Source organism: Bacillus sp. M13(2017) (assembly GCF_002218325.1).
GTDB classification, from domain to species: Bacteria; Bacillota; Bacilli; order Bacillales; family Bacillaceae_G; genus Bacillus_A; species Bacillus_A thuringiensis_K.
Genome location: NZ_KZ268505.1, coordinates 39298 through 64794, shown reverse-complemented (window position 1 = coordinate 64794; position 25497 = coordinate 39298). Strand labels below are relative to the sequence as shown.

Below are 25497 nucleotides of genomic sequence, written 5' to 3'. Positions count from 1 at the left end.
TCATTAATCTACTTTCCCTGTTAAGTAATAAATCGCAATTTGTGTGCGATGTTCAAGTCCAGTTTTCCCTAAAACTGACGTAATATAATTTGCAATTGTTCCCTCAGATATAAAAAGCTGTTTCGAAATTTCTTTATTTGAGAAACCTTTTGCAATTAATGCGATAATACTAAGCTCCCTTTCTGTGAAAAGGCTCTTATCAATTTTACATTCTTCCTCTTTACTTTCCATTAAATTAGACTTAATTTTATCGAGGACAACATCTTGCATAACAGTTTGACCGTTATATACTCCTTTTATCGCATCACGAATACGCTCCGGATCGTTATTTTTTAATAAATAACCTTTCGCTCCGTTTTTTACTGCATCCAAAATATACTCATCATCATCAAACGTCGTTAAAATAAGCGGTTTTGTTTTCGTCTCTTCACAAATGAACTTCGTCGCCTCTACACCGTTCATATTTGGCATACGAACATCTAAAAGAGCAATATCAACTTCATGCTTTTTACAATACGCTACAGCTTCTTCCCCATCATTTACAGTATCTACTACTTCAAACTCTTCGTATGTATTTAAAATAATTTTCATGCCCTCTCTAATAAAAGAGTTATCATCTGCTATTAATATTTTAATTTTCATGTTTGTTAGTATGAATCTTTCCCTACTAACATTCACATCCTTTCTCCGTATAACATTTCCTACTTGCTCATTATATACTTCTCTTTACCATTTTTTCACACCTTTTTTCATCTAGCTCTCCCGCAAAAAATATATTATTCTTTTTTTACAAAATGTGTAGGGTGACTTATCATTCTTTACGTCTATATAATAGAATGCGTCAAAAAGGAGGGAGAGACCGATTGAGGAAAAACAATTAATTGAAAAAGCACAGCAAGGAAGCGAGCATGCTTTTCGTATCCTTGTACAAACATATCGTCATTATATTTTTCAAGTTATCTTTTCTATTTTAAGACATGAAGAAGATGCGAAAGATGTTACACAAGAAGTATTCGTAAAAATTCACACCTCTCTCCCAAATTATCAATTTCGTGGATTAAAAACGTGGATGGCACGTATTGCTACCAATCACGCTATTGATTATAAGAGAAAGAAAGCTAGAGAAAGTGAAGAACTCTCCTTATGTAAAGAAGCTGAGGAAAATATACAGTCCTCTCATAATATTGAGGCTTTATTATTGACGAAAGAGCAGAAATTACTCATTGCTCAAAAACTGCGAGAACTTCCCGAAAATTACCGTGACGTCGTTCTCGCACATTACTTAGAAGAAAAGAGCTATCAAGAAATTGCTTTACAGGAAAACATCGAAGTAAAAACAGTCGAAATGAAACTGTATCGAGCACGAAAATGGATTAAAAAACATTGGAAGGAGGAAGAGTTTCTATGATGCATTATTCAAAAGAAGATTGGCGCAATTATACATTAGATTTTATAGAAAGCAATGAACGTGAATCTATGGAAGAACATCTTTATAAATGTGATCATTGTTTAGCACTTTATATGGAAAGTATTGATGAACAACATGAAAACCTTCCAATGATAAATGATGATTCATTTACGAACGAAGTTATGACGCAAATTAATTTTGAAACACTACAGTCTAATGAAAATATAAAAACAACCTCACTAAAGCGCACGATCATTCATTACATAATTGCGACTGCGGCTACAATTATTTTTATGGTAAGTGGTTTATTTCAGTATATTTTTACAGCGACATCAAATTTAGAGAAATCTTCAAAACATAACGAGTCTTCTATTTCACAACAAATTGTAAACAAATCGGTAGACACATCGAAAAAGGACGGAGGTTCAAAGCATGAATAAAAATCCCTTTTTAGCACTTGTATTAGGGCTAATTCCTGGGCTTGGACATTTATATTTAAAGAAATTTGGACGGTTTATTTTATATAGCGGAGGGGCTGTATTTCTATTTATCTTTGCAGCATTTTGTACAATAGCATTAGGAGCCCGTGATATTGCTTTTCTTTCTCTATTTTTACTAGTCGTGTTATGGGCAATCAATTTATTAGATTTAGTTATCACTATTATTAATCAATCGAAAAAACAAGCTGCCGGAGAATTCATAGAATCCTCTAAAGAGAGCGAACGATTTTATATCATTCTCTTATCCATCATCCCTGGACTTGGCCATTTTCAATTAGGACTTATGCAACGCGGACTTACATTTTTAGTAGCTTGCACAGGAATCGGAAGTATGATCATTTTCGTTGCACTTTTAACATCGCAAGAAAGTTTTCTTATCTTCCTTATTACATTACCTGTTTTATGGATTTACAATTTCTTTGACGTTGTTCAGCAACTCCAGAAAAAAGAACGTGGCGAGCAATTAGATGATCGTACTATTTTCGAAGATTTTGAAGAACATCGAGAGCAGGGAAAGAAAAGTAAAACATTTGCTTCTATTTTAGCTATGTTCCCTGGTGCAGGTCATATGTATTTAGGCTTACAACGCCGTGGTCTTCAGCTTATGGCAGCCTTCTTACTATCTATTTATTTACTCGACTTATTAAGACTTTCTGCGTTTTTATTTTTAGTGCCAATCATTTGGTTCTATAGCTTTTTTGATGCTTTACAGCAAACAGCAAAATACGGAAAAGAACGAGTACAAGACGAACCCATTATCGATTATTTTATAAATCATCAAAGATGGATTGGTATCGGATTAATTACACTCGGTGTTTATTATTTATTAGATCAAACAGTCCTTCCTATTTTGAATGATTATTTTGTAACTATATTTAATATTCATCTTAGTGAACTATATTATCGCTATTTCCAAACATCTATCGTTGCGCTCCTTTTAATTGGCGGCGGCTTTAAATTGTTACTTGGAAATAAAGAAAACAAAGGTGGGACAAGCGAATGAGGACTTGGCGTGTTGGAACATTCTCAATGGGGCTTTCTATTATATCGTTAGGATGCTTTTTACTATTTTCAGTCGTAAAAGGAATTCAAGTATTAGATACACTAACTGCATGGTGGCCAGTTTTACTTATCATACTTGGAGCTGAAGTTTTACTATACCTTCTATTTTCTAAGAAGGAACAATCATTTATTAAATATGATATTTTTAGTATTTTCTTTATCGGTGTTTTAGGAAGCGTCGGAATTGCTTTTTACTGTTTATTATCAACTGGATTACTAGATGAAGTTCGCTACGCCATTCATACAACTAGACAAACAAACACGATTCCAGAAAGTAAACTTAGCATTCCTGAATCTATCAATAAAATTGTAGTAGATGCAGGTACAGACAACCATCCTCTAACGATAGATGGAAGGAACTCAAATGAAGTTAACCTTCTTGGAACATACGAAATGACGACAAAAGGAAATGAAAAACCCAATTTAAAACAAGAAGATTTTCTTTCAGTTCAAACGACCGGAGAAACAATGTATATAACATTAAAGTCGTTACCGTTTCATCAAAGAATATTTGGTCATGAACCACGCGTAAAGCCGACGCTTGTACTACCACAAACGAAACATGTAGAAATTCGTGCTTCTAATCGAGAACTTTCTCTTTATCCAGGTCAACTACAAAACAATTGGTTTGTACAAGAAAGCTCAGGTGTATCTGTTCATTTAATAAAAGAAAGTGACATCTCTCTAACAGCAGTAACAAACCAAAAAGAAGCTATTGGAAATACACCTTGGGAGCAAGTAGAAGATTTAACGAAAAAAGAAAATAATTCTTCAGAAGAACATCCAGAATTAAACGAGCAAGAACATTGGTATAAAAATTCGATTAAAACTGGAAATGGGACGTACAAGTTAAATATTGAGAAAACTTATAATTTGAATATGAGCGTTATCGAAAAATAAAAAACCTTCCGCAATTGCGGAAGGTTTTTCTCATATAATCGCTTTAATTCCTTCTAACACTAATCCAATCATAAATCCGCAAACAGCCCCGTTTACTCGGATCCACTGTAAATCTTTACCGACGTTATTTTCAATCATTTCGATTAACGTTTTATCATCTAACTTATCAAGGTTTTCTTGTACAAGCTTACCAATTTTCGAATGGTTCTTCTCAACAAGACTCACAACTTGTTTTTGTAACCAATCTTCTATTTTTTGAACTATCTGTTCATCTTCTTTTATTTTATTCATTTGTTTTTGTAAAAATGGAATAACATATTTATCAGCAAATTCTTCATTATTTACAAAAGCAACTGCTCTTTGTTGTACTTGCTCTAGCATCTCTTTTATTTTGTCAGTAGCATCCCAATTCGCAATCCACTTTTCTTTCCAATTTTCTAATTCCTTTAGTAAGGCTTCATTTTCTTTTACATTGATAATTTCTTGACGAATCTTCGCTAATATAAGTTGTCTTGTGGTATTATCAGCCTCTTGTAAGCTGTTAATATTACTAATGATAAACTTCTGCAAAATGCCGCCAATTTTATCTTCATCTACAATATTCATAAATGATTTCAAAGTAAACTGCAAGAATCCATCTACTTTTATATTTTCCATCGCCTTCATACCTAAGCTACCGAGCTGGTAACGAGCTTCATCTTGCGCTGTCCAATCTTTTACCTTCACTAATATGTAATCAAGTGTCTTTTCATCATATTCTTGCACAACTAATTGATCAACAAGCACTTGTAAAATGTTACTTGTATTAATTGTATGCAAATATGTTTTTAATTCTTTTTCAATAATAACAGCTAACTTTTCTGTATCTATTGTAACAATTGCTTTCTCTGCAATCGTTACAATCCCCTTTTTCACAGCATCAGACTGCATTTCTCTCTCAGCAATTTGCAGTACCATCTGTGCTAATTGCATCTCTTTTACTTTATTCGTAATACTTTCTTTCGTCAGCCATTCATTTTCTAACGTATGAATGAGCCCTTTCGTTACCCGTTTACGATTTTTAGGTAACAAAGCTGTATGCGGGATTGGTATTCCCATCGGATGACGGAATAAAGCAGTAACCGCAAACCAATCTGCAAGTCCACCAACCAATCCAGCTTCAAATCCCCCTTGTATAATCTCTCCTGCTACCGTTCCTTGAAAAGGGATAGAAGCCGCAAAGCCGACACCCATAACCCCAAGCGAAATACCCGCTATATATTTAGTCTGTAATGACATCGTATACACATCCTCTTATTATGTAAAATAAAGCTTTTTTGTTGTATTTATTCAATATTAGTTATCCTTTATATATACTATAAAGAACTATTGTGAAAATAACAAAGATTTTTATGTACATGAAAAAATGAGGCTACAATTAGCCTCATTTTTCTTATACCGTTAACTCCAAACCTTTCCTATAATATTCATTCATTACATCTTTTGGAACCATACTTCCACCCGTTCCCCACACAATATGAGTACCTTTTTTCACCTTCTCTGTTAACTGTTGCTTTTGTAAATACTCATCTTCTTTACATACTTTCACTGGCCCTATCATACCTGCTAGTGCAGAAGGCTCTAAACCAATATTCTCCGTATCAGCTAGTTCTTTTAACAATCTATATAACTCTTCATCACTTACTGTGTAATTCCCACTCAAAAATGGTTCCATCGTTTTACCGACAAATCCAGATGGCCTTCCTACCGCAAGTCCATCCGCATCTGTTACATTATCAATTCCGATATCTTGAACGGCAATTTTGTCATGAAGGCCTGTCATTAAGCCGAGTAACATACATGGTGAGTGTGTTGGCTCTGCAAAGAAACAATGAACGTTGTCTTTATACAATAACTTTAAACCGAATGCTACTCCACCAGGTCCTCCTCCTACTCCGCACGGAAGGTAAACAAATAAAGGGTGATCTTCATCTACTACAACCTCTAACTCTTCTAATTGCTTTTGTAATCGTGATGCTGCTACTGAGTATCCTAAAAATAGATCATGTGAGTTTTCATCGTCTACAAAATAACAGCTAGGATCCGCATCCGCCTGTCGTCTTCCTTCTTCTACTGCTTTGCTATAATCATCTTCATATTCAATAACGTTTACACCTTTACTTCTTAATAAACTTTTCTTCCATTCTTTTGCGTCTGCTGACATATGAACGGTTACATTAAAACCTAGATTCGCACTCATAATTCCTATGCTAAGTCCTAAATTCCCTGTAGAACCTACCGCAATTGAATACCTCGAGAAAAACTCTCTACATGTATCACTATCTAAAATGGAATAATCATCTTCTTCTGTTAACATTCCGTGCTGCAATGCTAGTTGCTCAGCATGTTTCAACACTTCATAAATGCCACCTCTAGCTTTAATTGATCCTGATATCGGGAGATGACTATCACATTTTAATAATAATTCTCCTAAAATAGGTTGCTTGTAATTTGTCTCTAAAGCTTTTTTCATAGAAGGTATTTTCACTAAAGGTGATTCGATTATGCCGTTCGTCCCTTTCGTTTCAGGAAAAACTTTCGCAATATATGGCGCAAAACGCTTTAATCTCTCTTCCGCATCTTTTACATTCTCTTCATTCAATGGTGTACCTTTTATTGCTGTTTCATACTTTTCTATGTTTGGATTTATCCAAAATACTTCTTCTGTTGCGATTAATTTCTTTAATAGTGGATATTCCTCTTTTAATTTCTCTATTTCCTTCATTTCTCTTCCTCCTCATCACCTTGTAGCTTACGATTTAATAAATTATAATTAAATTAATTTTAATATAGTTTAACACAAATCATTCAATTAAGTTAATTTTAATTTAATTTTTTTAAATATAATTTAATAATCATTAAGGAGATTTTCATTATGGAAAATATAGATATCGGTAAAAAAATTGAAAAACAAAGAAAAGAAAAAGGTTTAACTAGTAAAGAACTAGCAAAGATGGCTGATATTACACCATCTATGTTAAGTCAAATTGAGCACGGGTCCGCTAACCCTTCTATTCAAACATTAAAAGTGCTTGCTAAAGCTCTTGATGTGCCAACATTTAGCTTTTTACTTGAAGATACAAATACAGACGATTTAATTGTACGTTCCCATAAACGAAAGAAAATGATTATCGATAATTTATCATATGAAATGCTTTCACCTGATTTCACTGGAAATTTAGCAACAGCAATTATGACTATCCCGCCTAATACAGCTTCATCAGAAAATGTGCTAGAACATAAAGGGGAAGAATTGGCATTTGTCTTAGATGGGAAAATCACATTATATTTAAATGAGGAAGAATACGTATTAGAAACTGGCGACAGTGTAAAGATACCTGCTTATTTAAAACATAAATGGGTGAATCATTTTAAAAAAAATGCCATTGTTTTGTTTTCTGTTACTCCGCCGATTTTTTAATGTATAAATAAAAACAGGATGATTCTTATAAAATGCGGATTATCCTGTTTTTATTAAATAAGAAAGTGAAATTTTTGTTAAAAACTTAACAGTTGGACCCAATCTGAACAAGCCTCCTAAAAACATATTTACAAGTGAAACTATCCCTCCCATTGACGCTAACGTATCATGAATCAGATTCATCCCACCACTATCAGAGGCACTTGTAATATTCACATAAAAATAAGAAATACGTAAAAATTAATTGATTTTTCGGAATTTTCTTGAAAAATACGGTAAAATTACTCTTATACTTCTTCTATTTTGCTATTATAGAAATAATTAAATTAGGATACTTTTATCGGATGGGGGAATATATAATGAGTGTGTTATTAAAAGGGCATGAACAGATTGTCAACGAATTAAACATTTTATATCAAGTAATGGTAGCGGAGCAATTAATTGAAGCGAAACAATTAAAAGAAAAAATAGAGAAACAGATTAATAAAATTGAAGCTGATTAAAATCTATCGCTTTACTACTCCCTACTAAACTTTAAATATAAGGTCCTAACCGATTGGACAAATATTAAGTATGATACTTTTAGTCAAATTGTTCGTTTTGACAATCTAATAACTGAAGACTTTATTACTTATTATTATCACTTTTTTAAAGCTGAACATGCTACCATTATTGGAAATTATGATGAAGCAAAAAAAGAATACGAAAAAGCTGAATCCCTTTTAAAACATGTACCAGGCGAACTAGAAGAAGCTGAATATAAATATAAATTTGCTATATTTAATCACCATACAAACAAACCACTTACAGCAATCAATTATGCAAATCAAGCGAAAGAGATTTTCTCAAAATATCCACGTTATGAAATTAAAATAGCTCTATGCGAAAACATTTTAGGCTCATGTTCTGTTTATTTAAAACAATTCGAACAAGCCGAAGAGAACTATAATTCAGCAATCAATATTTTACAAAAGCTGAAAGACGATACACTAATCTTAAAAGTTCGAAATAACTTAGGTTGGCTCTACTCTTCTCAAAATCTATCAACCCTTGCTATTAGACATCTTACAATAGTTACAAACAAATTACCTAAACACCTAAAAGCCAATTTTCTACAAGCCAAAGAACATTTTAGTTTAAATGAAAAAGAACTTGCAAACGATTGGGTTCAAAAAGGCTTAGAAATTTGTAATGAATTAAATAATCAAGAATATAAACACCATTTCACTATCTTAAAAACACAACACACTGGTATTCTAGACGACTTAGAAAACGCAATCATTGCAGGCACTACATATTTTAACAGTAAAGAATTATACGATTATGCACAAGAATATTACGAATTATTAGCAGTAGAATTTCATAAAGTGAATAAAATAGAGAAATCTCAAAAATATTTTTTCAAAACTTACGAAGCAAAACAAAAATTATTAACTAAGGAGGCACTAAGATAATGAAAAAGATTAGTTTAGCTATTTTAACCTTTACATGCATACTTGCTTTTGGCTTTAATAATTTCACTGAAAATCAACAAGCAAAACAACTTCCAAAATGGGATACAGATAAACAAGAAACACATGCAGACCTATAGAAACCTAAAAACCCCTAATAAAGGGGTTTTTAGATTTCTACAATATAATGATTTAGCATATGATGAAGAAATACGCTTATAAAAGATAGCCATACACAGATACTCTCTGTACATGGCTATCTTTTATTTTTTCGGCACTAACAAAATCCCTAAACTAATAATACAAAAGCTCATTATTTGCTGTGCTGATAGACCAAACTGAACCGAATTTTGTTCACTAACAAGCGAAATAATGATTTGAGCAAACCCCTCAACAATTAGAAAAATACTTATATTCTTTCCATTTCCGATCCTTTCATTTTTCATCCATAACAAGCCCATTATACAAAGAGCAAGGATGATCTCGTATACGAAAATAGGGTGATATAATAGTTTAGATTCATATATTTTCATTCCCCATGGTAGTGTCGTTGGTGCACCTACTTCATGATGTAATAGAAAATAAAAGATAGTGCTCACACACAATCCAAAAGGGAGTACATCAAGTAAAATACGAAGCAAAAATTGTTCCTTTTTACTTTTCCAAACAATGTATACACTAGCAATTACGCATCCTACTACAATATGTTGCATACTTCCAACAGCTAATAGTGCTTGCACTGGCGCCTCAAAAGCCCATACAGGATTTAAAATTGCTGGTGCAAACTTCCATACAAATACGATGATAAGAAACGCATTTGTTACGGCATCCATCATTTTTTCATATGATACATTTTGATGCCTCATCTTTCGTTTCATCAACATAAATCCAAATAGACTTCCAATTATAAGAGATACGGGTTGTAATCTCACGATCCACTCCATCATCACGAAATCCCCTTTTAACTCTCAATCAATTTCTTAAATTTCTTTTCTAATTGATCTGGTGGTAATACACCTCGTACATGATCTACTATAATTCCATCTTTATTAACAAAAAATGTCGTCGGTAAAGAGAATACTTTATAATCTAGTCCAGCTACTCCGTCCATATCTAGTAGAACCGGAAACTCAAATCCATAGCGATTAGCAAATGCGCTTGCTTCTTGTACTGGGTCACTAACAGTTGCATTCACCGCAAAAATTTCAACATCCTTTTTATATTTATCATACATATGAACTAAGTCAGGTGCCTCCATTTCACACGGCCCACACCATGATGCCCAAAAATTAATAATATATGGTTTTCCCTTGGCATCATTTAACGACTGCAACTTTCCGTCTAATCCTTTTAATGTGATGCCAGGTGCTTTAAAACCTACTTGTGGTAATACTTCTTTCTCTTGTAACTCTGCTTGCTTTGCTTTTCTTTCCTTTTCTTCTTTCTTTGAATTATAAAAGTTAACCCCCGCCCAAACGAGAGCACCTACTAGTATAATAGCAATTAGTTTCTTCACTTTTCTTCCTCCTCATTTTTAAAAACCTGTAAATCCACCGAATAGACGAATAAAGAATGCTGTAATTTTCGTCATTTGATTTGTATACAATAAAATACCTGTAATATATGATAAACAAGATATATATAGCGATAAAAAGTATAATGATATAAATGACAACACTACTCTATCCACACTACATAGAGTAGTGTTTATCCTTAAAAAAAGAGGCTATATGCACTCTCCGACAATAAGTACAACCGACATACAGAATAAACCTACTGTTACATATACCGAATTCGTATGTAACGGAATAGTAAGCTTAATAACCTTTTCATTTAACACTTGCTCGATTCGTAAATTTATTGCTGTTTTTGCAAATGAAGCTGTAACACATCGATTTTCCATTGTCTTTATTTTAATTAATTTTAATAACGCGCTACCTAACTCAAATGAAGATTCCATTTTTTGCATCGCATATTTATCTGCTGCTAACTCTTGATACGTATGATATCGTTGTAACAATTCTTTTAATATCGGGATGTACATCATTCCTTCTGCTAATAACGTAAAACAAAATAATTTTAGCGGATCCCAATTATTTTGATGATATTCTTCATGGAAAATAATCGCATCAATCTCTTCATCTGAAAACGTCTGAAGCAAACCTTCTGACATGACAACTTTCGGACGGAATAATCCAATTGTAAACGCTGCAACTTCCGCAGTCGGCAATATATATATTTGTTTCCCTTTTCTAATAAATGGGATAAGTACTTTTTGTACTTTTTTACTATAGAAAAATTGCCGCCAAATTCTTTTACACACAATTAATACAGTAATTAATAATAACGCCGCTATTATAATACGAACCATTGATAGTTCTTTTATATGTTTTTCTAACTGAAACAAGCAAAACTTTGAAAGGAATAATGCCCTATTTTGAAAGAGAAATGGATATGTAACATAATACAATAACAAGCTGAAAAAGAGGGTACTAACAATGAGCGCTAACAATACGATTTTACGCATTTGCCATTTCATTTCATCGATCCTCTTTTTTTAACTGATTCAATTTGTCTTCTAATTTTTTTATTAAATTCGGATCAGCCTGCTCTAACTCATCTATCATATGTGTTACAACTAAATCTCCAAATTCCCCCACTAATTCCTGTGTCATTTTCTTCGTTTGATTAGATAAGAATTCTTCTTTCGTTTGTATAGCACGATATATGCCACTTCTTTTCACAGTCTGTTTTTCTAAGTGTAATTTCTCTACTAACCTGTTCATAACTGTCATAACAGTATTAAAATTCACAGGCGATTCTTCACTTAACTTCCGCTGGACTTCTTTAATAGTAATACCTTCAGTAGACCAAATAATCTCCATAATCTTCGCTTCAAGCGGTCCAAAGAAATGATTTAATCCTTGCTCATTTAACCTATAGTTTTGCGTAAACATCGTATGACTCCTTTCACACTACGAATTGTAGTACAAATTAAATGAGAGGTCAAACGCAAGTAATATAAACTAAAATTCACTACCTATAAATACGTACCTCATTCTATTCATTATAAGCCTAACTTATCTCCAAATGTATCAAAGAGATACTGCTCTAATATTTGTACACTAAACTTCTCATTACGCCCAAGGGCAAATAATTCCCGATCTTTCGCTACGATAGTATCTAACGGAATAACTACATTATCCACTATTTTTGTAATTTCAATTATATTACTTTTTACATTTACTTCTGTTTTAAATTCAACGTTTTCTAACACTATATGTGAACGTCTTCCTGATGCAAAAAAAGTAAAATTAGGATTTTTAACAACGCCAATTTCAGTCTCTAACGCATATAAATAGTGAAAAATTACATCTCTATGTCCATCTTTTATTATTTTTTCATCCTTCTCATCGTCTAAGTATTCTTTCAGCTTCGTTGTAAATTCAAATCGAAAATCCACTTTTTTTCACGCTCCTTCTTTGTATTTCATATTAAATAAATATATTGAAATAATTTTACCATATTGTAATAAAACTTCCTATTAAAAGTAAAAACTGTTTTAGAAAATCGCTATTATTTCCGATACCCTTTTAAAATATAAGTATAAATTCAATATGAATGAATGCGTCATTATATCTATTTAAACATATTTTTTCCATATTTTGAAACATTAGTATGAAATATTATATATCAATGAATGGTTTCTAATGCATTGGTATATATAGTCAGTAGTTTCTTTACTATTCCGATATACTTAAGCTATATTTTCTAATTATTGATTACATTACGGAAGGAATGTAACTCTCTTCTATCGAATTTTTATATAACAAAAATGATTAGGTGGTGCTTTACTATGAAATTAGCTGTCATTGGTGGCGGTGATTTACAAGATTCAAATCACTTGCCTATTAATGAACGCCTTATAGAATTAACAAATAAACAGTACCCAAAAATATTGTTTATTCCAACGGCTAGTCATGATGATGAAAGCTATATAAAATTATTTTTAGACACGTTTGAAAAACAATTACATTGTGAAGTACAAATTTTACGCATTACAACAGATTCACCTTCTAAGTATGAAATAGACGAGATGATTCATTCAGCCGATTTAATTTATTTAGGTGGTGGAAACTATATTCACATGCTTACACAATGGAAAGAATATAGACTTGATGAAAAATTATTATTGGCTCTGCAGCAAGGAACACTTATTGCTGGTTATAGTGCTGGTGCTATGTGTTGGTTCACGTCTAGTATCCGATCAGATTATGAAGGTTTTGGTTATATAGAGAGTAACGGATGGGGTATTGTTAATAAAAGATTTTGTCCACATTATAATCAATTAAACAGAATGAACGCCTTCCATTCCTTTTTACAAAATCATCAAGGGAATATAGAAGGAATTGCACTGGAGGATAATTGTGCTTTATATATTACAGAGGAATCCTTTGAGATTATCGGTGAACCAGAAAAAGCGTGGGAGTTTTATATGAGTGATAAAACACTCATTAGACAACATTTTGATATCACTTTAAAAAGCTATTTGTAAACCTGCACTTACGAAAAAATGTCCCTAAGTCTAATAACTTAGGGACATTTTTCTATTTAACTAACTAATCGTGTAATTCGTTTCTTTTGCCATGAAAGCTTATAATATGCATACTGCAATATTAAGCTGACAATAAATGCTGCTGGATACCCGATCCAGATGCCTTCTATTCCAAGACTTGTATGGTAAGAAAGATAATATGCTACGGGGACTTCTACAAGCCAAATTGAAACAACTCCAATAACAGTTGGCCAAAGTACTGTACCGCTCGCTCGCATTGTCGCACTAATAATTTGTGCATGACCGAAAATTAAATAACTCCATAACGTAATCATAACTAAGCTATGAGCAATTTCAATTGTAGTTTGACTCGTTAAAAATAGTGATAAAATGTCTCTTGAGAATAAGTAAATAAGAGATATTAACACACCACCGATGACGTAGTTCATAATAATTCCGGCCTTCACAACTTTCTGCAATCGATCAAATTGATTCCCCCCAATCGATTGCGCCGCAAAAATAGAAACTGTAATACCAAGGCTAACTGCTGGCATTTGCACATAACTTGCAACTTGATTCACAACGCCGTAAGCAGCTGTTGCATCCGAACCGTAACGATTTACAAACGCGATTACGGCAATTTCAGATAATGAAACTAATATCATATTAATACTCGCTGGAATACCGAGCCTTAGCAATAACTTTAATAACTCCCAGTCCATTCGAAGATACTTTCTTACTGTGCCATCTAGTTGTAGTGGGTGATTTTTCTTCTTTAAATACACAAGCATGACAATAAACGTAATAACTGTAGATATAACAGAAGCATAGGCCGCTCCATACACATCTAATTTCGGAGCTCCTAACCACCCAAAAATAAGAATCGGTAATAAGATCATATTTAGCGCTGTACTTACAATTAAAAAGTAAAATGGCGTTTTAGAATCTCCTGTACCTCTCATAAATGTTGTATATGCAAAATATAAAAATAATACTGGCATCGATATAAATAAAATTCGTGCATAATGTACACTTATTTCAATAATATTTTCTGGCGTTCCCATTAGACGCATAATATCCATCGCAAAAATACTGCCTATTATTGCCAACACAACTCCAATAATAAAGGTAAATGTCAGCGTCGTACCAACGATAGCTTTTAAACGATCTTCGTTTTTAGCACCAAACGCCTGACCAATTAAAATAGAGCTTCCTGAACCGATACCAATTACAAATGAAACGAGCAAGAAAAATAATGGGAAGAATGCTGATATAGCCGCTAAATCATTAACTCCAAGCCATCTTCCTACTACTACCATACCAAATAATTGTCCAACTGATTGTAGTACATTACTTAATAATAACGGTACTAAAAACAGAGACATCGATTTCCAAATCGGTTTACTCTCACTTTCCAACTTTTGTGACTCCGCACCTTCTTTATTGTTATCTGCAGGTGGTTTCAAATTTCATTTCTCCTTTTATTAAAAATCTGTTTTCAATATCTATCTCTTTGTATAGTTGTTATAATACTGTGCTTCTATTCATTTTCCTTCCGCATGATTATAACTTCACCCAATATTGACTTCCATCGGCTGTTCGATCTAAAAATCCATATTCGATTAAATATCTTCTTAAAGTTACGAAATCAGGGTATACATTTTCTATCACTGTATTTACTTCTTTTTCAGTATACTTTTTATTACTATCAAACTTCTTTACTAAATGACGTAAGATAATTAATTTACGCTTTTGTTTCTTCGGAAATTTAGAGAGAGGTCCATCTAACCCTTCTGTAAAATGAGCTTTTAATACTTCGTCATTTTCTTCTTCCGTAATATTGTATCGATCATCCACCATCGTTGCTGTTCTATGAATTGGCACAAATTTCGTTTGTACTTTTGATTTTTCTTCTGATAATTCCATTAGTGCTAAAAATACTTTTGCTTGCTTCATTTTCTCTCGCAGTGTAAATCGATGATTACGAATTGTTGATGTACTTCCGCCATCCAACTCTTTTACAATTTGTTTATCATTCAGTCCCATATGGAAAAACTGAACCATTCTCTTTTGTAAATCCGTTAAACCAGTAAATTTCTTATCCATATTTAATAAATAATCAAACATAGATGTATGCTCATTTTGAATATGCAATTGGACGAACTTTTCTGCTTCATACCAAACTTGATTATCTTGATAAATAACACCTTTAATAAATGTTTCACCACAAGCTAAGCAAATGTACTCCTCTTTTGCTTCATCAAACACATACCCTTTCTTTAATTCTTCTATTGACGCATCCCAAAACTTCTCTGAAATATCACTCACACTAAACACTCCTTCAAAATGTTTATTTTAAAACCAAACAAATTACCATAACGTTTATTGTCACTTTACCATCTTATCACAACACAAACAAACATTTCAATCTTTCGTTTACCCATTTTATAAACTTTTATAAAAACATCTACCGAACTTCTTTAATACAAAGAAAAGCGAATATGTTTATACAATTTCATTTTATAAGATATGAAATAGAATATGAATATTCTTCAAGACCCTTGGTTTACCGTTAAGCAAATTGCACAGAATACATATGCGATTAGTGAATATGGAACCTGTATTCACTCATTACAAAACTTCAGTATTCAATTTTAACGACAAAAAGGATGTTTTCGTATAAGAAAACATCCTTTACTTTTTATATATTCTATTTACAGTCTCTACTAAAACTTTACTTGCTCGTACAAATGCATGCTTTCGATTTCTATCTTCAACAAATTTATTAGCACAACTACTCATAATCATCATACAACTAATTATGACTAACGCTATCTTTCTATTCTTGTAAGTCACTTCATGCCACTCCACTATTACAAAACTTCTTTTGAATTTATCCCATCAAGAAATTTTACATGAATAATAAAACGTATGAATATGCAATTCTGCATATTCATACGTTTTATCACAATATTATGATTTAATTTAGTTAAAGAACAAGTATACCGAGGTGACTGACTTGAAATTTAAAGCGAAAAAAAATCCATTCCACGTCATTTTCATTACATTATTTATAATTATTTTTTTCGTTTCGTTATTCTTCCAAAATGAAAATTCTATTTTTTTCACTCTCATGATGCTATTAAATATCGTGAATCTTTCTTCATTCTATTTCTCTCACTACAACGTAACGGAATCATCTCTTGTTGTAAAACACGGTTTCATACTTCGTACTGAAATCTCATTCAAAGACATTCGCCATATTAAGTACTCTGGCAAAAAACTTCGTTCAAAAAAATGGACTAGGCAACAATTAGAAATTAATTATAATTTATTTGACTCAGTGACCACTTTCGTACCACAAGAAGAAGAAAAATTCATTTCACTCTTAAAAGAGAACTGCCCACAGATGAGAGTAATGAATACGCCTGCTAACAAATAATATATTTTGAAACTTGCAGTATTGCAAGTAGATGAAACATAAAAATGAACATCAAAAAAGCCAAGATTCTATACTAAGAACCTTGGCTTTTTCTATTACTCTTTTGGAGCAATCATTTTCTTCGGATCTACAATTTCATCAAATTTCTCTTCTGTTAGTAGTCCAGATTGTAATGCAGCTTCTTTTAAAGTTAATCCCTCTTTATGAGCATGCTTCGCAATTTTCGCTGCATTTTCATATCCGATATGTGGGTTTAGCGCTGTTACAAGCATTAGTGAACGATTCACATTTTCATTAATTACTTCTTTATCTGCTTCAATACCAACTGCACAATTGTCATTAAACGAAACAATTGCATCCGCTAATAAGTGGGCTGATTGTAAGAAGTTATAAGCAATAACAGGTTTAAATACGTTTAACTCAAAGTTACCTTGGCTCGCAGCAAATCCGATCGTTGCATCATTCCCCATCACTTGTGCTACAACCATCGTTAATGCTTCACTTTGCGTTGGATTTACTTTACCTGGCATAATAGAGCTTCCCGGTTCATTTGCTGGAATAATAATTTCTCCAAGACCACTACGTGGACCACTTGCAAGCCAACGTACATCGTTAGCGATCTTCATTAGATCCGCAGCTAATGCTTTTAATGCACCGTGAGTATATACAACTTCATCATGGCTCGTTAATGCATGGAACTTATTTGGTGCAGAAACAAATTGTTTACCTGTAAATTGACTAATTTCCTCTGATACCATCTCACCAAATTTAGGATGAGCATTAATACCTGTTCCAACCGCAGTTCCACCAATTGCTAACTCTTTCATATATGTATTGCTCTCTGCAATCATACGCTCTGTTTTTTCAAGCATACGGTGCCATCCGCTAATTTCTTGTCCTAAAGTTAACGGTGTTGCATCTTGTAAATGTGTACGACCAATTTTTATAATATGTTCAAATGCAGTTACTTTTTCTGCTAAAGTTTCTTTTAATTTCGTAATTGCTGGTAATACGTGATTTTCTACTGCGATTACACAAGCTACATGAAGTGCCGTTGGAAATGTATCATTTGAACTTTGTGACATGTTCACATCATCATTTGGATGAATATGTACGTCAGATCCCTTCTCTTTCAAAATTTGATTCCCACGATTTGCAATTACTTCATTCACATTCATGTTTGACTGTGTACCACTACCTGTTTGCCATACGACAAGCGGAAAATGTTCATTCCATTTCCCTGCAATCACTTCATCAGCAGCTTCTACAATTGCTTCTGCTTTTTCTTGTGATAGCTTTCCTAATTTTTGATTGCTAAGCGCTGCACTCTTCTTTAAAATTGCAAATGCTTTTACAATTTCAAGCGGCATTTGCTCTGTTCCAATTGGAAAGTTTTCTTTACTACGTTGTGTTTGTGCTGCCCATAATTTATCAGCTGGAACTTTTATTTCTCCTAATGTATCTCTTTCAATTCTGTACTCCATGTTTTCATCCCCTTGAAAATATAATATCTACATCTCTTATAATAACAGACTTTCTCTTAAATGATAAGAATTCTCACTCTTATATATAGATATTCTATATGTATTTTAAAAAATTCCTCTTGACCTAAACTTAAGTTTAGGCTGTATCCTTTCCATTGTAACCTACTATAACACTACTGGAGGAATTCAATATGAAAAAATATGCTTTTATAACAGGTGCGAATAAAGGAATTGGATATGAACTTGTTCGTCAATTAACAGAAAAAGATTATCACGTATTTTTAGGTGCTCGTAATGAACAACTTGGACAACAAGCCGTAGAATCTTTAAATGTTTCAAACGTTTCCTATATTCAAGTAGATATTTCAAATTCACAATCCATTCAAGAAGCAACAAAGAAAATTTACGAAACGACTGACCACTTACATTTATTAATTAATAACGCAGGCATAGCGATAGACTTCAATACACTACCTAGTGAATTAAATATTAAAACTTTACGCCAAGGATTTGAAGTTAATTTTTTTGGAACTTTCCAAATGATACAAGCCTTTTTACCATTATTAAAGAATTCAAAAAACAGTAAAATAATAAATATAACTACTGACATGGCCTCACTAACAATGTTTGCTAATGGTGAAACACATCCAATCAATACACTAGGATATAATTCTTCCAAAACAGCTATTAATGCTTTAACATTAGCTTTTAGTAAAGAATTTGCTACTAACGGTCCAGAAGTATTTGGGGTAACTCCTGGTTTTACAACTACAGATCTTAATGGAAATTCCCCCGGTGGCCATACAACCACTGAAAGTGCTAAAATTATTATTAAATATGCATTAAGTGAAACAAACTATAATGGTAAAATACTAAATAAAAATGGCATTATACCTTGGTAACAAAAGGATGAATGATATGTATTATACAATTGGGCAAGTCGCCAAAATGCAACACTTAACTATTTCTCAAATACGTTATTACGATAAACAAGGACTGTTCCCTTTTCTGCAAAGAAATGAAAAAGGAGATCGAGTTTTTGATGAAGAAGCACTCAAATATTTAGAAATGATTTTGTGTTTAAAAAACACTGGTATGCCTATTCAAAAAATAAAACAATTTATCGACTGGTCTATAGAAGGAGAATCTACCATCTTTCAACGGTTGGAATTAATGAAACAACAGGAGACCAATGTCTTACAGCTTATCCAAGACACTGAAAAAAACTTAAAAAAGATACAACAAAAAATTGCTAAATATGAGAATGAAATAACTTCAGCAGATGCTATTACAAAATAAAAAAATCACCTTCTACATATTGTAGAAGGTGATTTTTATTTTATGATGCTTGCTTTCCTTTATCTGCATCATCTACATACCAGATGAATTTGCCTGTATATCCATAAATAACTGCTAAAATTAACGATACGAAGCTTAACCACATAAACGGAACGTATGAGAACGTTGCTACACCTAAAATACCAGCCATAAAAATACCATTATCAGACCATGGAACCATACCTGAAGTTAACGTTCCACCTACTTCTGAGTTACGTGCTAATACACGACGGTCTATTTTTAATTTATCATAGCTATCTTCCATAATTTTTGGTGTTAAAATTAGTGATACATACATCGCACAACCAAATATATTAGCTAAGAATGCCACGATTAATGTAGACAACGTTACATTACCTGCAGAATTTAATTTCTTCTCAAATTTTGATACGATTACTTTTAAAACACCTAGTTTTTCAAGTAATCCACCAAATCCTAAACCGAAAATAATAACAGCTACTGAGCCAAGCATACCGTTAATTCCACCACGGTTTAATAACTTGTCAACAAACTCAACACCAGATTGAATTGAGAATCCGTTATAAGCTGTTCCAATCGCTTCTCCAAAGTTCATCCCTTGGAAAAGAGTTGCCCAAATTGCACCAATTAAAGCTCCCATTGCAATTGTTGGCATAGACGGTTTCTTCATCGCTAATAGAACGATAACAATGATCGCCGGAACAAGCATCCATATTTTAATATCAAATTGCTTTAATAAAGCTTCTTTTAAAAATTCTACTCGATTCAAATCAACATTATCTCCGCCATACATCCAACCAGCTACAGTAAACATAATACTAGTAATAATATAAGCCGGAACATCTAATACGAGCATAGCTCGAACGTGAGCAATAACATCTACTTTCGCCATAGAAGCTGCAAGAACTGTGCTATCAGAAAGTGGTGATAATTTGTCGCCGAAATAAGCTCCTGAAAGAACTGCACCAGCAACAAGCGGAAGTGGTAAACCAAGTCCTTCACCAATCGCCATCATAGCAATACCTGCTGTTCCTACTGTTCCCCAAGACGTTCCTGTCGCGATAGAAGTTATAGAACAAATAATTAATGTTGCTAATAGGAATATGCTAGGGTGAATAAATTCTAATCCATAATAAATTAATGTTGGTACTACCCCACCAGCAATCCACGTTCCAATTAAAGCACCTACTGCAACTAAAATCAGTATTGCTTCTAATCCGTTAGAAATCCCTTTCGTAATTGCATCTTGCAATTCTTGATAACGAAATCCTAATCTTAATCCAAGCGCAATTACTAAAAACCATGAAATAAATAGCGCTAATTGAATTGGGAGATCAAAAATCGTTTGGAAGGAAAAGACAACAGCAAGAAATAGTAATAAAAGAACTATGATTTCTAGCATCGATGGTAATCTTACACTTTTCATTTTTTTCTCTCCTTACAAGTCGATAACATGACGTATGTCGTCTTACATGTATGTAATATACAATTAGCGAAGACAAAACAAAATTTTCATATTATTTCGATTTATTTTTCCAGTATAATATATTCACAACCCTTTCTATTGTAAAAGTAGATTACGTTTTTCGCAATGAAAAATATAAAAAATGTTGTATTTTTATTTATCCCGATATTTTCGGCCAATAAGACCTCCGCCTTAAAATTCAGTAAGCGCAAAGCACTTAGGTAAGAAATTAACTACTGTAACATCCCGGACTGACATGAACGTATTAAAGCTTCACTTTATTTACAAAGAAAAATCCCATACTAACTTTTTTAATATTTGCTGCAACAAAACTTTTTACAACTATCTTCACTTTTTAATTCACACCATTATTTCCCACGCAAAAATAGGACACACATCATAAAAATGATGCATGCCCTACCTTTATTTATACATATTTTGTATTTCTTCTTTATTTTTAAGTATTTCCTCAAACTTATCACTACAACCCTTCGGAAATAACACTCCCAGTCCATATGAATGCGCAAATTGAAAATGAGGGTACTTCGCTTTTACCTCATCCCAAAACTTATATACGCCGAAATCACCACTTCTAACTTCAATATCATGAAATAATACAATACCATTTTTCGCGACTTTAGGCAGCCAGGTGTTATAATCGTGAGAAACAGCTTCATACGTATGATATCCATCAATATGCAAAAGATTTATCGTTTCATCTTGAAACCGTTCTACAGCATCATCAAAAGTAGATCGAATTAAATTTCCTATATTAAGGTAGTTATCGCTCACTACTTTTTCTACTATTTGAAAAACCCCTTCTCCATATGGACCTGTGTGCCCATCTCCAGCCCAAGTATCTACTGCAAAGCATTTAGTCGATAACCCTCCATCTTTTACTCCCTGACAAAAACTAAAAAAGGAAGCTCCTAAATGTGTACCTAGCTCGACTAAAGTTTCTGGTTTTTCAAATCGTACTAAGTCATATGCAAAATCTAAATGTCCACTCCACGCAGATTGTGACCGAATAATAGGACTAAATGTTTCAAATTCAAATGATGGTTTATGAGTAACCCAGTTCATCGCATAACTCCTTCTGCACATATTTTTAACAAACCAAATTACTCTTATCTTTATTTTTTTATCGCCATGATTATGATTCTATTTCATGAAAATATGAAGAATTTATTCTTTTCTATTGAGGTAAAACATCATATACATATGGGTCAGTTGGCTTATTAATTTTCTCGATTTTGTTTATTTTTACAAGTGAAAAGACTGTTCCTTTATATGTCGTTTCATCTAATAATCCTGTTATTTTCACCCATGTTTCTTCTGGAATATTTTCAACATTTTTCCCCGTAACAATCATCCCCCAGACTGATGCATCCGCAATACAACAAGTTATGCCATATCGAGCCACTACCGCTTTATTACCCGTCACATCCTTATCATTATACATAAACCCTGAGAATGTAATTTCTTTCCCTTTAAATCCTTTTACATTTTGACCAATTATACTCATTGTTTGAACATAATCCTTATCCTCTACTTGTATTTTTCGTTGTCCTAACATACTTTTTACTACTTGCTCTTCCGTTTCATAAGTCGTTGATAAATTTGATGTTTCATCTGGATCATCGAATACCTCTTGCCCATCAAAATCATCCTGTTTCCCCTCTTTTTCGTTACCTTCCATACTTCTCGCCTGTACACTTTGATTCATACCCCTTTTTCCTGCTAAACTTCCATCAATTGTTACACTTCCAAAGAGAAAAGCACTAACTATCGGAACAACAAATAAAACATATACAAAGAAACTTTTTATCCCTGATTTTAATGCTGTATGGTGCTTACAACAATTACAATCACCCTCTTTTTCTCTCCAAACTTGTAAAGAACCAAGAAGTAAAATCACTACAAAAGCTATATACGTAAATTTAATCATTTTTGGAGCGATAAAATTATAAATATTCCCTGTTACAAGTAGTTTAAATAAGAGCATTGCTAAACCAATTAAAATAATTCCACGAATATAGCGATGATATGCCTTCTGCTCCTCTTTCTCCATTCTTTCTCACCTCCTATAACATTATGATTTGCAGGATGGTATACACAGATACAATGACAATTCCCATCAAAAAGAATACAAATTTCTTTTGAAAATATGCAAATAGCATTAACGTATTTTTCATATCAAGCATAGGCCCAAACACAAGAAAGGCGAGAAGTGCCTTTACTGAGAAGACATGTCCAAAAGATGCCGCTATAAAAGCATCGGCTGCAGAGCAAATTGATAAAACATAACCAAACCCCATCATAATAACGGGAGCAATTACTTCGTTATGTGCTACTACATCCAGTACATTCCGATCAAAAAACGTTTGAAATACACTTGCTAAAAAAGTACCTATCAATAAATACTTACCAGTATCAAAAAACTCATCTACAGTGTGATTCATAACATCTTTCCAACTCTTTTTTTTGCTTGTTTGAACTGAAACCTCTACGTCTTTTAAAACATTTCTTTCGCGATAGCAATAATACACAATTAGACCTATGAATAGAGCAACTAGAATTGTTATCCCAAAGCGTGCATATACAACGTAATCATTTTTTTGAAACGCATATACAGTAGATAAAAGAACAACTGGATTCATAATGGGTGCACTCAGTAAAATAACAATGCCTACATGAAGTGGTAACCCCTTTTGAATGAGCCTTCTTACAATTGGTATAATGACACATTCACACATTGGAAAAAGAACTCCCACAAATACTGCTGGAATCATTGCAACAATTGGAGATTTCGGCATTACTTTTTGAATCATATCTTCCGTCACAAACACTTGAATAAATGAAGAAACAATTACCCCTAATAAAATAAAAGGTATTGCTTCAAAAATGATACTTAAAAATACCGTATTCACATTCAGCCATTCCTGCGGTATATTTTTGTGCAAATTTACTAGACTTGTAAAATCTACAAAAAATAATAAAAAGAGAAACATAGCGATAAGAGCTATGCCTACTAATTCTTTTGAAACTCTATTAAAGACCAAGCTTCTCGCCTCCATTTTATTTATATGTAAACATGTGCTTGTCCAAATCCTTCATACTACAGCACGAATTTTATAGTCTATTTCTATTCTTAAATCGTAATCATTATGATTTATTATTGATTTTTCTTTTCCCATCGTTTAATATAAAACGTAATCATTACGATTTAAAGGAGAGATCATTTCATGAAAAAAGTACCTATCACTGTATTAAGTGGTTTTTTAGGATCTGGAAAAACTACCTTACTACATCACATTTTAACTAATAAAAATAACTTAAAAGTAGCTGTTATCGTTAATGATATGAGCGAAGTAAACATTGATGCATCTCTTATAAAAAAGGGTGGTTTTTCACGTACAGAGGAAAAACTAGTAGAAATTCAAAATGGCTGTATTTGTTGTACACTACGAGAAGATTTAATGATAGAAGTGAATCGTCTTGTGGAAAATGATGATATTGACTATATTATTATTGAATCTTCTGGTATAAGTGAGCCTATTCCAGTTGCTCAAACGTTTACTTATACAGACGAAGTTCTTAACATTGATTTAACGAAAAATTGTCGCCTCGATACGATGGTTACAGTTGTAGATGCAAATAGATTTTGGGATGATTTTGCAGATGGAGAAAGTTTATTAGACCGAAAACAAGCAATCGATGAGAATGATACCCGGGAAGTTATTGATTTATTAATAGATCAAATTGAGTTTGCAAACGTAATTATTCTTAATAAGATAGATTTGCTAGAAAAAGAAGATGTGATAGAGCTTCATCATTTACTAAAAAAATTAAATCCTAATGCAAAAGTTCTTGAATCTTCGTTTAGCAAAGTACCATTACAAGAAATTTTAAACACAAATCTATTTAATTATGAAGAAGCCAGTCAATCGGCCGGCTGGATACAAGAATTAAATAGTGACCATCATACACCGGAAACGGAAGAATACGGTATCAATTCCTTTGTTTACCGTCGCAAATATCCTTTCCATCCCAAGCGCCTTATGAATTGGCTAGAAAAATGGCCTTTAGATGTTGTAAGAGCGAAAGGATTCTTCTGGCTGGCATCTCGTAATAATATAATAGGGCTTCTATCTCAAGCAGGCTCCTCTATTACAATTCAAGGAGCCGGTGAATGGATAGCCGCATTACCTGAAACTGAAAGAAATCAAATGATTGCAGAAGAACCAGAAGTATTGAAAAACTGGGATAAACAATATGGAGATCGAATAACCGAACTCGTATTTATTGGAATTGATATGAACCGTTCGTTAATTGAACAATCATTAGATGATTGTCTATTAACAGAAAAAGAAATGAGACAAAACTGGAATACATTTATTGATCCTATTCCAGCTTTTACTTACACTTCATAATTCAAAATAGAAAGGCTTCT

The 25497-nt window shown here is 32.8% G+C and carries 28 protein-coding genes and 1 pseudogene; 12 read left to right on the top strand and 17 right to left on the bottom strand.

What is annotated here, in order from left to right:
- Positions 1-3: 3 nt before the first annotated feature.
- Entirely contained in the window at positions 4-642 is a 639-nt protein-coding gene (locus CGQ22_RS15415; RefSeq protein ID WP_000694093.1) for a response regulator transcription factor, read from the bottom strand.
- Positions 643-862: 220 nt separating this feature from the next.
- On the opposite strand from CGQ22_RS15415, the gene CGQ22_RS15405 reads away from it, so the two are divergent.
- From CGQ22_RS15405 to exsE, 4 genes are read left to right on the top strand one after another with little or no spacing between them, the layout of a single operon-like run.
- Entirely contained in the window at positions 863-1408 is a 546-nt protein-coding gene (locus tag CGQ22_RS15405; RefSeq protein ID WP_306461541.1) for an RNA polymerase sigma factor, read from the top strand.
- On the top strand, positions 1405-1848 hold the full coding sequence (locus CGQ22_RS15400) for a hypothetical protein (protein WP_000972357.1): 444 nt from the start codon (positions 1405-1407) through the stop codon (positions 1846-1848). The genes CGQ22_RS15405 and CGQ22_RS15400 overlap by 4 nt, the downstream gene beginning before the upstream one ends.
- Positions 1841-2911, top strand: coding sequence for a hypothetical protein (locus CGQ22_RS15395; RefSeq protein WP_001039097.1), 1071 nt, complete (start codon positions 1841-1843; stop codon positions 2909-2911). Before CGQ22_RS15400 ends, CGQ22_RS15395 begins: the two co-directional genes overlap by 8 nt.
- A complete protein-coding gene (exsE, locus tag CGQ22_RS15390; protein ID WP_089148942.1) occupies positions 2908-3870 on the top strand; it encodes an exosporium protein ExsE in 963 nt (320 codons plus the stop codon). The genes CGQ22_RS15395 and exsE overlap by 4 nt, the downstream gene beginning before the upstream one ends.
- Before the next feature lie 30 nt (positions 3871-3900).
- Here exsE and CGQ22_RS15385 read toward each other — a convergent pair whose 3' ends face one another.
- Positions 3901-5148, bottom strand: a complete 1248-nt coding sequence (locus CGQ22_RS15385; RefSeq protein ID WP_000058310.1) for a DUF445 domain-containing protein — start codon at positions 5146-5148, stop codon at positions 3901-3903.
- Between the two features lie 154 nt (positions 5149-5302).
- Positions 5303-6634 carry a D-serine ammonia-lyase gene (locus CGQ22_RS15380; RefSeq protein WP_089148941.1) on the bottom strand — a complete coding sequence of 444 codons (1332 nt, stop codon included), beginning with the start codon at positions 6632-6634 and terminating at the stop codon, positions 5303-5305.
- Between the two features lie 150 nt (positions 6635-6784).
- Here CGQ22_RS15380 and CGQ22_RS15375 point away from each other — a divergent pair, with 150 nt between their 5' ends.
- From CGQ22_RS15375 to CGQ22_RS32000, 3 genes and pseudogenes are all read left to right on the top strand, one after another.
- The gene (locus tag CGQ22_RS15375; protein ID WP_089148940.1) at positions 6785-7330 is read left to right on the top strand and encodes a helix-turn-helix domain-containing protein; all 546 of its coding nucleotides are present in this window, start codon (positions 6785-6787) and stop codon (positions 7328-7330) included.
- 359 nt (positions 7331-7689) lie between these two features.
- Positions 7690-8784: pseudogene (locus CGQ22_RS32750) on the top strand (response regulator aspartate phosphatase).
- Positions 8784-8921 (top strand): hypothetical protein, encoded by a 138-nt coding sequence (locus CGQ22_RS32000; RefSeq protein ID WP_000724010.1) that lies wholly within the window; start codon positions 8784-8786, stop codon positions 8919-8921. The pseudogene CGQ22_RS32750 and the gene CGQ22_RS32000 overlap by 1 nt, the downstream one beginning before the upstream one ends.
- A 123-nt stretch (positions 8922-9044) precedes the next feature.
- Here CGQ22_RS32000 and CGQ22_RS15360 read toward each other — a convergent pair whose 3' ends face one another.
- The 6 genes from CGQ22_RS15360 to CGQ22_RS15340 all read right to left on the bottom strand — a co-directional run bounded on the left by CGQ22_RS15360 (position 9045) and on the right by CGQ22_RS15340 (position 12244).
- Positions 9045-9725 (bottom strand): prolipoprotein diacylglyceryl transferase family protein, encoded by a 681-nt coding sequence (locus CGQ22_RS15360; protein ID WP_139032819.1) that lies wholly within the window; start codon positions 9723-9725, stop codon positions 9045-9047.
- 17 nt (positions 9726-9742) lie between these two features.
- The gene (locus tag CGQ22_RS15355) at positions 9743-10297 is read right to left on the bottom strand and encodes a TlpA family protein disulfide reductase (RefSeq protein WP_000733185.1); all 555 of its coding nucleotides are present in this window, start codon (positions 10295-10297) and stop codon (positions 9743-9745) included.
- An 18-nt stretch (positions 10298-10315) separates the two neighbouring features.
- Positions 10316-10459 carry a hypothetical protein gene (locus tag CGQ22_RS31995; protein WP_175423356.1) on the bottom strand — a complete coding sequence of 48 codons (144 nt, stop codon included), beginning with the start codon at positions 10457-10459 and terminating at the stop codon, positions 10316-10318.
- Between the two features lie 48 nt (positions 10460-10507).
- Positions 10508-11320, bottom strand: a complete 813-nt coding sequence (locus CGQ22_RS15350; protein ID WP_089148937.1) for a M56 family metallopeptidase — start codon at positions 11318-11320, stop codon at positions 10508-10510.
- Between the two features lies 1 nt (position 11321).
- A complete protein-coding gene (locus CGQ22_RS15345; RefSeq protein ID WP_000495078.1) occupies positions 11322-11738 on the bottom strand; it encodes a BlaI/MecI/CopY family transcriptional regulator in 417 nt (138 codons plus the stop codon).
- Positions 11739-11848: 110 nt separating this feature from the next.
- Positions 11849-12244, bottom strand: coding sequence for a DUF3942 family protein (locus tag CGQ22_RS15340; RefSeq protein WP_000347526.1), 396 nt, complete (start codon positions 12242-12244; stop codon positions 11849-11851).
- Between the two features lie 393 nt (positions 12245-12637).
- Between CGQ22_RS15340 and CGQ22_RS15335 the strand changes: the two genes are divergently transcribed.
- Positions 12638-13336 carry a peptidase E gene (locus CGQ22_RS15335; RefSeq protein ID WP_000762112.1) on the top strand — a complete coding sequence of 233 codons (699 nt, stop codon included), beginning with the start codon at positions 12638-12640 and terminating at the stop codon, positions 13334-13336.
- Positions 13337-13392: 56 nt separating this feature from the next.
- On the opposite strand, the gene CGQ22_RS15330 is transcribed toward CGQ22_RS15335, so the two are convergent.
- From CGQ22_RS15330 to CGQ22_RS31990, 3 genes are all read right to left on the bottom strand, one after another.
- Positions 13393-14802 (bottom strand): MATE family efflux transporter, encoded by a 1410-nt coding sequence (locus CGQ22_RS15330; protein ID WP_089148936.1) that lies wholly within the window; start codon positions 14800-14802, stop codon positions 13393-13395.
- 97 nt (positions 14803-14899) lie between these two features.
- Positions 14900-15664, bottom strand: coding sequence for a DUF2087 domain-containing protein (locus tag CGQ22_RS15325; protein ID WP_089148935.1), 765 nt, complete (start codon positions 15662-15664; stop codon positions 14900-14902).
- A 366-nt stretch (positions 15665-16030) separates the two neighbouring features.
- The gene (locus CGQ22_RS31990; protein WP_175423355.1) at positions 16031-16192 is read right to left on the bottom strand and encodes a hypothetical protein; all 162 of its coding nucleotides are present in this window, start codon (positions 16190-16192) and stop codon (positions 16031-16033) included.
- A gap of 163 nt (positions 16193-16355) precedes the next feature.
- Here CGQ22_RS31990 and CGQ22_RS15320 point away from each other — a divergent pair, with 163 nt between their 5' ends.
- Positions 16356-16778, top strand: coding sequence for a PH domain-containing protein (locus CGQ22_RS15320; RefSeq protein ID WP_000669074.1), 423 nt, complete (start codon positions 16356-16358; stop codon positions 16776-16778).
- 95 nt (positions 16779-16873) lie between these two features.
- Here CGQ22_RS15320 and fumC read toward each other — a convergent pair whose 3' ends face one another.
- Entirely contained in the window at positions 16874-18262 is a 1389-nt protein-coding gene (gene fumC / locus CGQ22_RS15315; protein WP_000456625.1) for a class II fumarate hydratase, read from the bottom strand.
- Positions 18263-18453: 191 nt separating this feature from the next.
- On the opposite strand from fumC, the gene CGQ22_RS15310 reads away from it, so the two are divergent.
- Positions 18454-19164 carry an SDR family NAD(P)-dependent oxidoreductase gene (locus CGQ22_RS15310; RefSeq protein WP_089148934.1) on the top strand — a complete coding sequence of 237 codons (711 nt, stop codon included), beginning with the start codon at positions 18454-18456 and terminating at the stop codon, positions 19162-19164.
- A 16-nt stretch (positions 19165-19180) separates the two neighbouring features.
- Complete coding sequence (locus tag CGQ22_RS15305) at positions 19181-19561, top strand: MerR family transcriptional regulator (RefSeq protein ID WP_089148933.1); 381 nt, start codon at positions 19181-19183, stop codon at positions 19559-19561.
- Positions 19562-19601: 40 nt separating this feature from the next.
- On the opposite strand, the gene nhaC is transcribed toward CGQ22_RS15305, so the two are convergent.
- The 4 genes from nhaC to CGQ22_RS15285 form a co-directional block, all read right to left on the bottom strand.
- The gene (gene nhaC, locus CGQ22_RS15300) at positions 19602-21005 is read right to left on the bottom strand and encodes a Na+/H+ antiporter NhaC (RefSeq protein ID WP_000843987.1); all 1404 of its coding nucleotides are present in this window, start codon (positions 21003-21005) and stop codon (positions 19602-19604) included.
- A 462-nt stretch (positions 21006-21467) separates the two neighbouring features.
- Positions 21468-22127 (bottom strand): class I SAM-dependent methyltransferase, encoded by a 660-nt coding sequence (locus CGQ22_RS15295; protein ID WP_089148932.1) that lies wholly within the window; start codon positions 22125-22127, stop codon positions 21468-21470.
- Between the two features lie 112 nt (positions 22128-22239).
- Positions 22240-23115: a TIGR03943 family putative permease subunit gene (locus tag CGQ22_RS15290; RefSeq protein ID WP_089148931.1), complete on the bottom strand. Its 876-nt coding sequence runs from the start codon at positions 23113-23115 to the stop codon at positions 22240-22242.
- A 13-nt stretch (positions 23116-23128) separates the two neighbouring features.
- Positions 23129-24121, bottom strand: a complete 993-nt coding sequence (locus CGQ22_RS15285) for a permease (protein ID WP_175423354.1) — start codon at positions 24119-24121, stop codon at positions 23129-23131.
- 168 nt (positions 24122-24289) lie between these two features.
- On the opposite strand from CGQ22_RS15285, the gene CGQ22_RS15280 reads away from it, so the two are divergent.
- A complete protein-coding gene (locus CGQ22_RS15280) occupies positions 24290-25477 on the top strand; it encodes a GTP-binding protein (protein ID WP_046945472.1) in 1188 nt (395 codons plus the stop codon).
- The last annotated feature ends 20 nt before the right edge of the window (positions 25478-25497 follow it).

Coding starts and splice junctions, on each gene's coding strand:
- CGQ22_RS15415 (WP_000694093.1), bottom strand. CDS start 642: ATGAAAATTAAAATATTAATAGCAGATGATAACTCTTTTATTAGAGAG.
- CGQ22_RS15400 (WP_000972357.1), top strand. CDS start 1,405: ATGATGCATTATTCAAAAGAAGATTGGCGCAATTATACATTAGATTTT.
- CGQ22_RS15395 (WP_001039097.1), top strand. CDS start 1,841: ATGAATAAAAATCCCTTTTTAGCACTTGTATTAGGGCTAATTCCTGGG.
- exsE (WP_089148942.1), top strand. CDS start 2,908: ATGAGGACTTGGCGTGTTGGAACATTCTCAATGGGGCTTTCTATTATA.
- CGQ22_RS15385 (WP_000058310.1), bottom strand. CDS start 5,148: ATGTCATTACAGACTAAATATATAGCGGGTATTTCGCTTGGGGTTATG.
- CGQ22_RS15380 (WP_089148941.1), bottom strand. CDS start 6,634: ATGAAGGAAATAGAGAAATTAAAAGAGGAATATCCACTATTAAAGAAA.
- CGQ22_RS15375 (WP_089148940.1), top strand. CDS start 6,785: ATGGAAAATATAGATATCGGTAAAAAAATTGAAAAACAAAGAAAAGAA.
- CGQ22_RS32000 (WP_000724010.1), top strand. CDS start 8,784: ATGAAAAAGATTAGTTTAGCTATTTTAACCTTTACATGCATACTTGCT.
- CGQ22_RS15360 (WP_139032819.1), bottom strand. CDS start 9,725: ATGGAGTGGATCGTGAGATTACAACCCGTATCTCTTATAATTGGAAGT.
- CGQ22_RS15350 (WP_089148937.1), bottom strand. CDS start 11,320: ATGAAATGGCAAATGCGTAAAATCGTATTGTTAGCGCTCATTGTTAGT.
- CGQ22_RS15345 (WP_000495078.1), bottom strand. CDS start 11,738: ATGTTTACGCAAAACTATAGGTTAAATGAGCAAGGATTAAATCATTTC.
- CGQ22_RS15335 (WP_000762112.1), top strand. CDS start 12,638: ATGAAATTAGCTGTCATTGGTGGCGGTGATTTACAAGATTCAAATCAC.
- fumC (WP_000456625.1), bottom strand. CDS start 18,262: ATGGAGTACAGAATTGAAAGAGATACATTAGGAGAAATAAAAGTTCCA.
- CGQ22_RS15310 (WP_089148934.1), top strand. CDS start 18,454: ATGAAAAAATATGCTTTTATAACAGGTGCGAATAAAGGAATTGGATAT.
- CGQ22_RS15305 (WP_089148933.1), top strand. CDS start 19,181: ATGTATTATACAATTGGGCAAGTCGCCAAAATGCAACACTTAACTATT.
- nhaC (WP_000843987.1), bottom strand. CDS start 21,005: ATGAAAAGTGTAAGATTACCATCGATGCTAGAAATCATAGTTCTTTTA.
- CGQ22_RS15295 (WP_089148932.1), bottom strand. CDS start 22,127: ATGAACTGGGTTACTCATAAACCATCATTTGAATTTGAAACATTTAGT.
- CGQ22_RS15290 (WP_089148931.1), bottom strand. CDS start 23,115: ATGGAGAAAGAGGAGCAGAAGGCATATCATCGCTATATTCGTGGAATT.
- CGQ22_RS15285 (WP_175423354.1), bottom strand. CDS start 24,121: ATGGAGGCGAGAAGCTTGGTCTTTAATAGAGTTTCAAAAGAATTAGTA.
- CGQ22_RS15280 (WP_046945472.1), top strand. CDS start 24,290: ATGAAAAAAGTACCTATCACTGTATTAAGTGGTTTTTTAGGATCTGGA.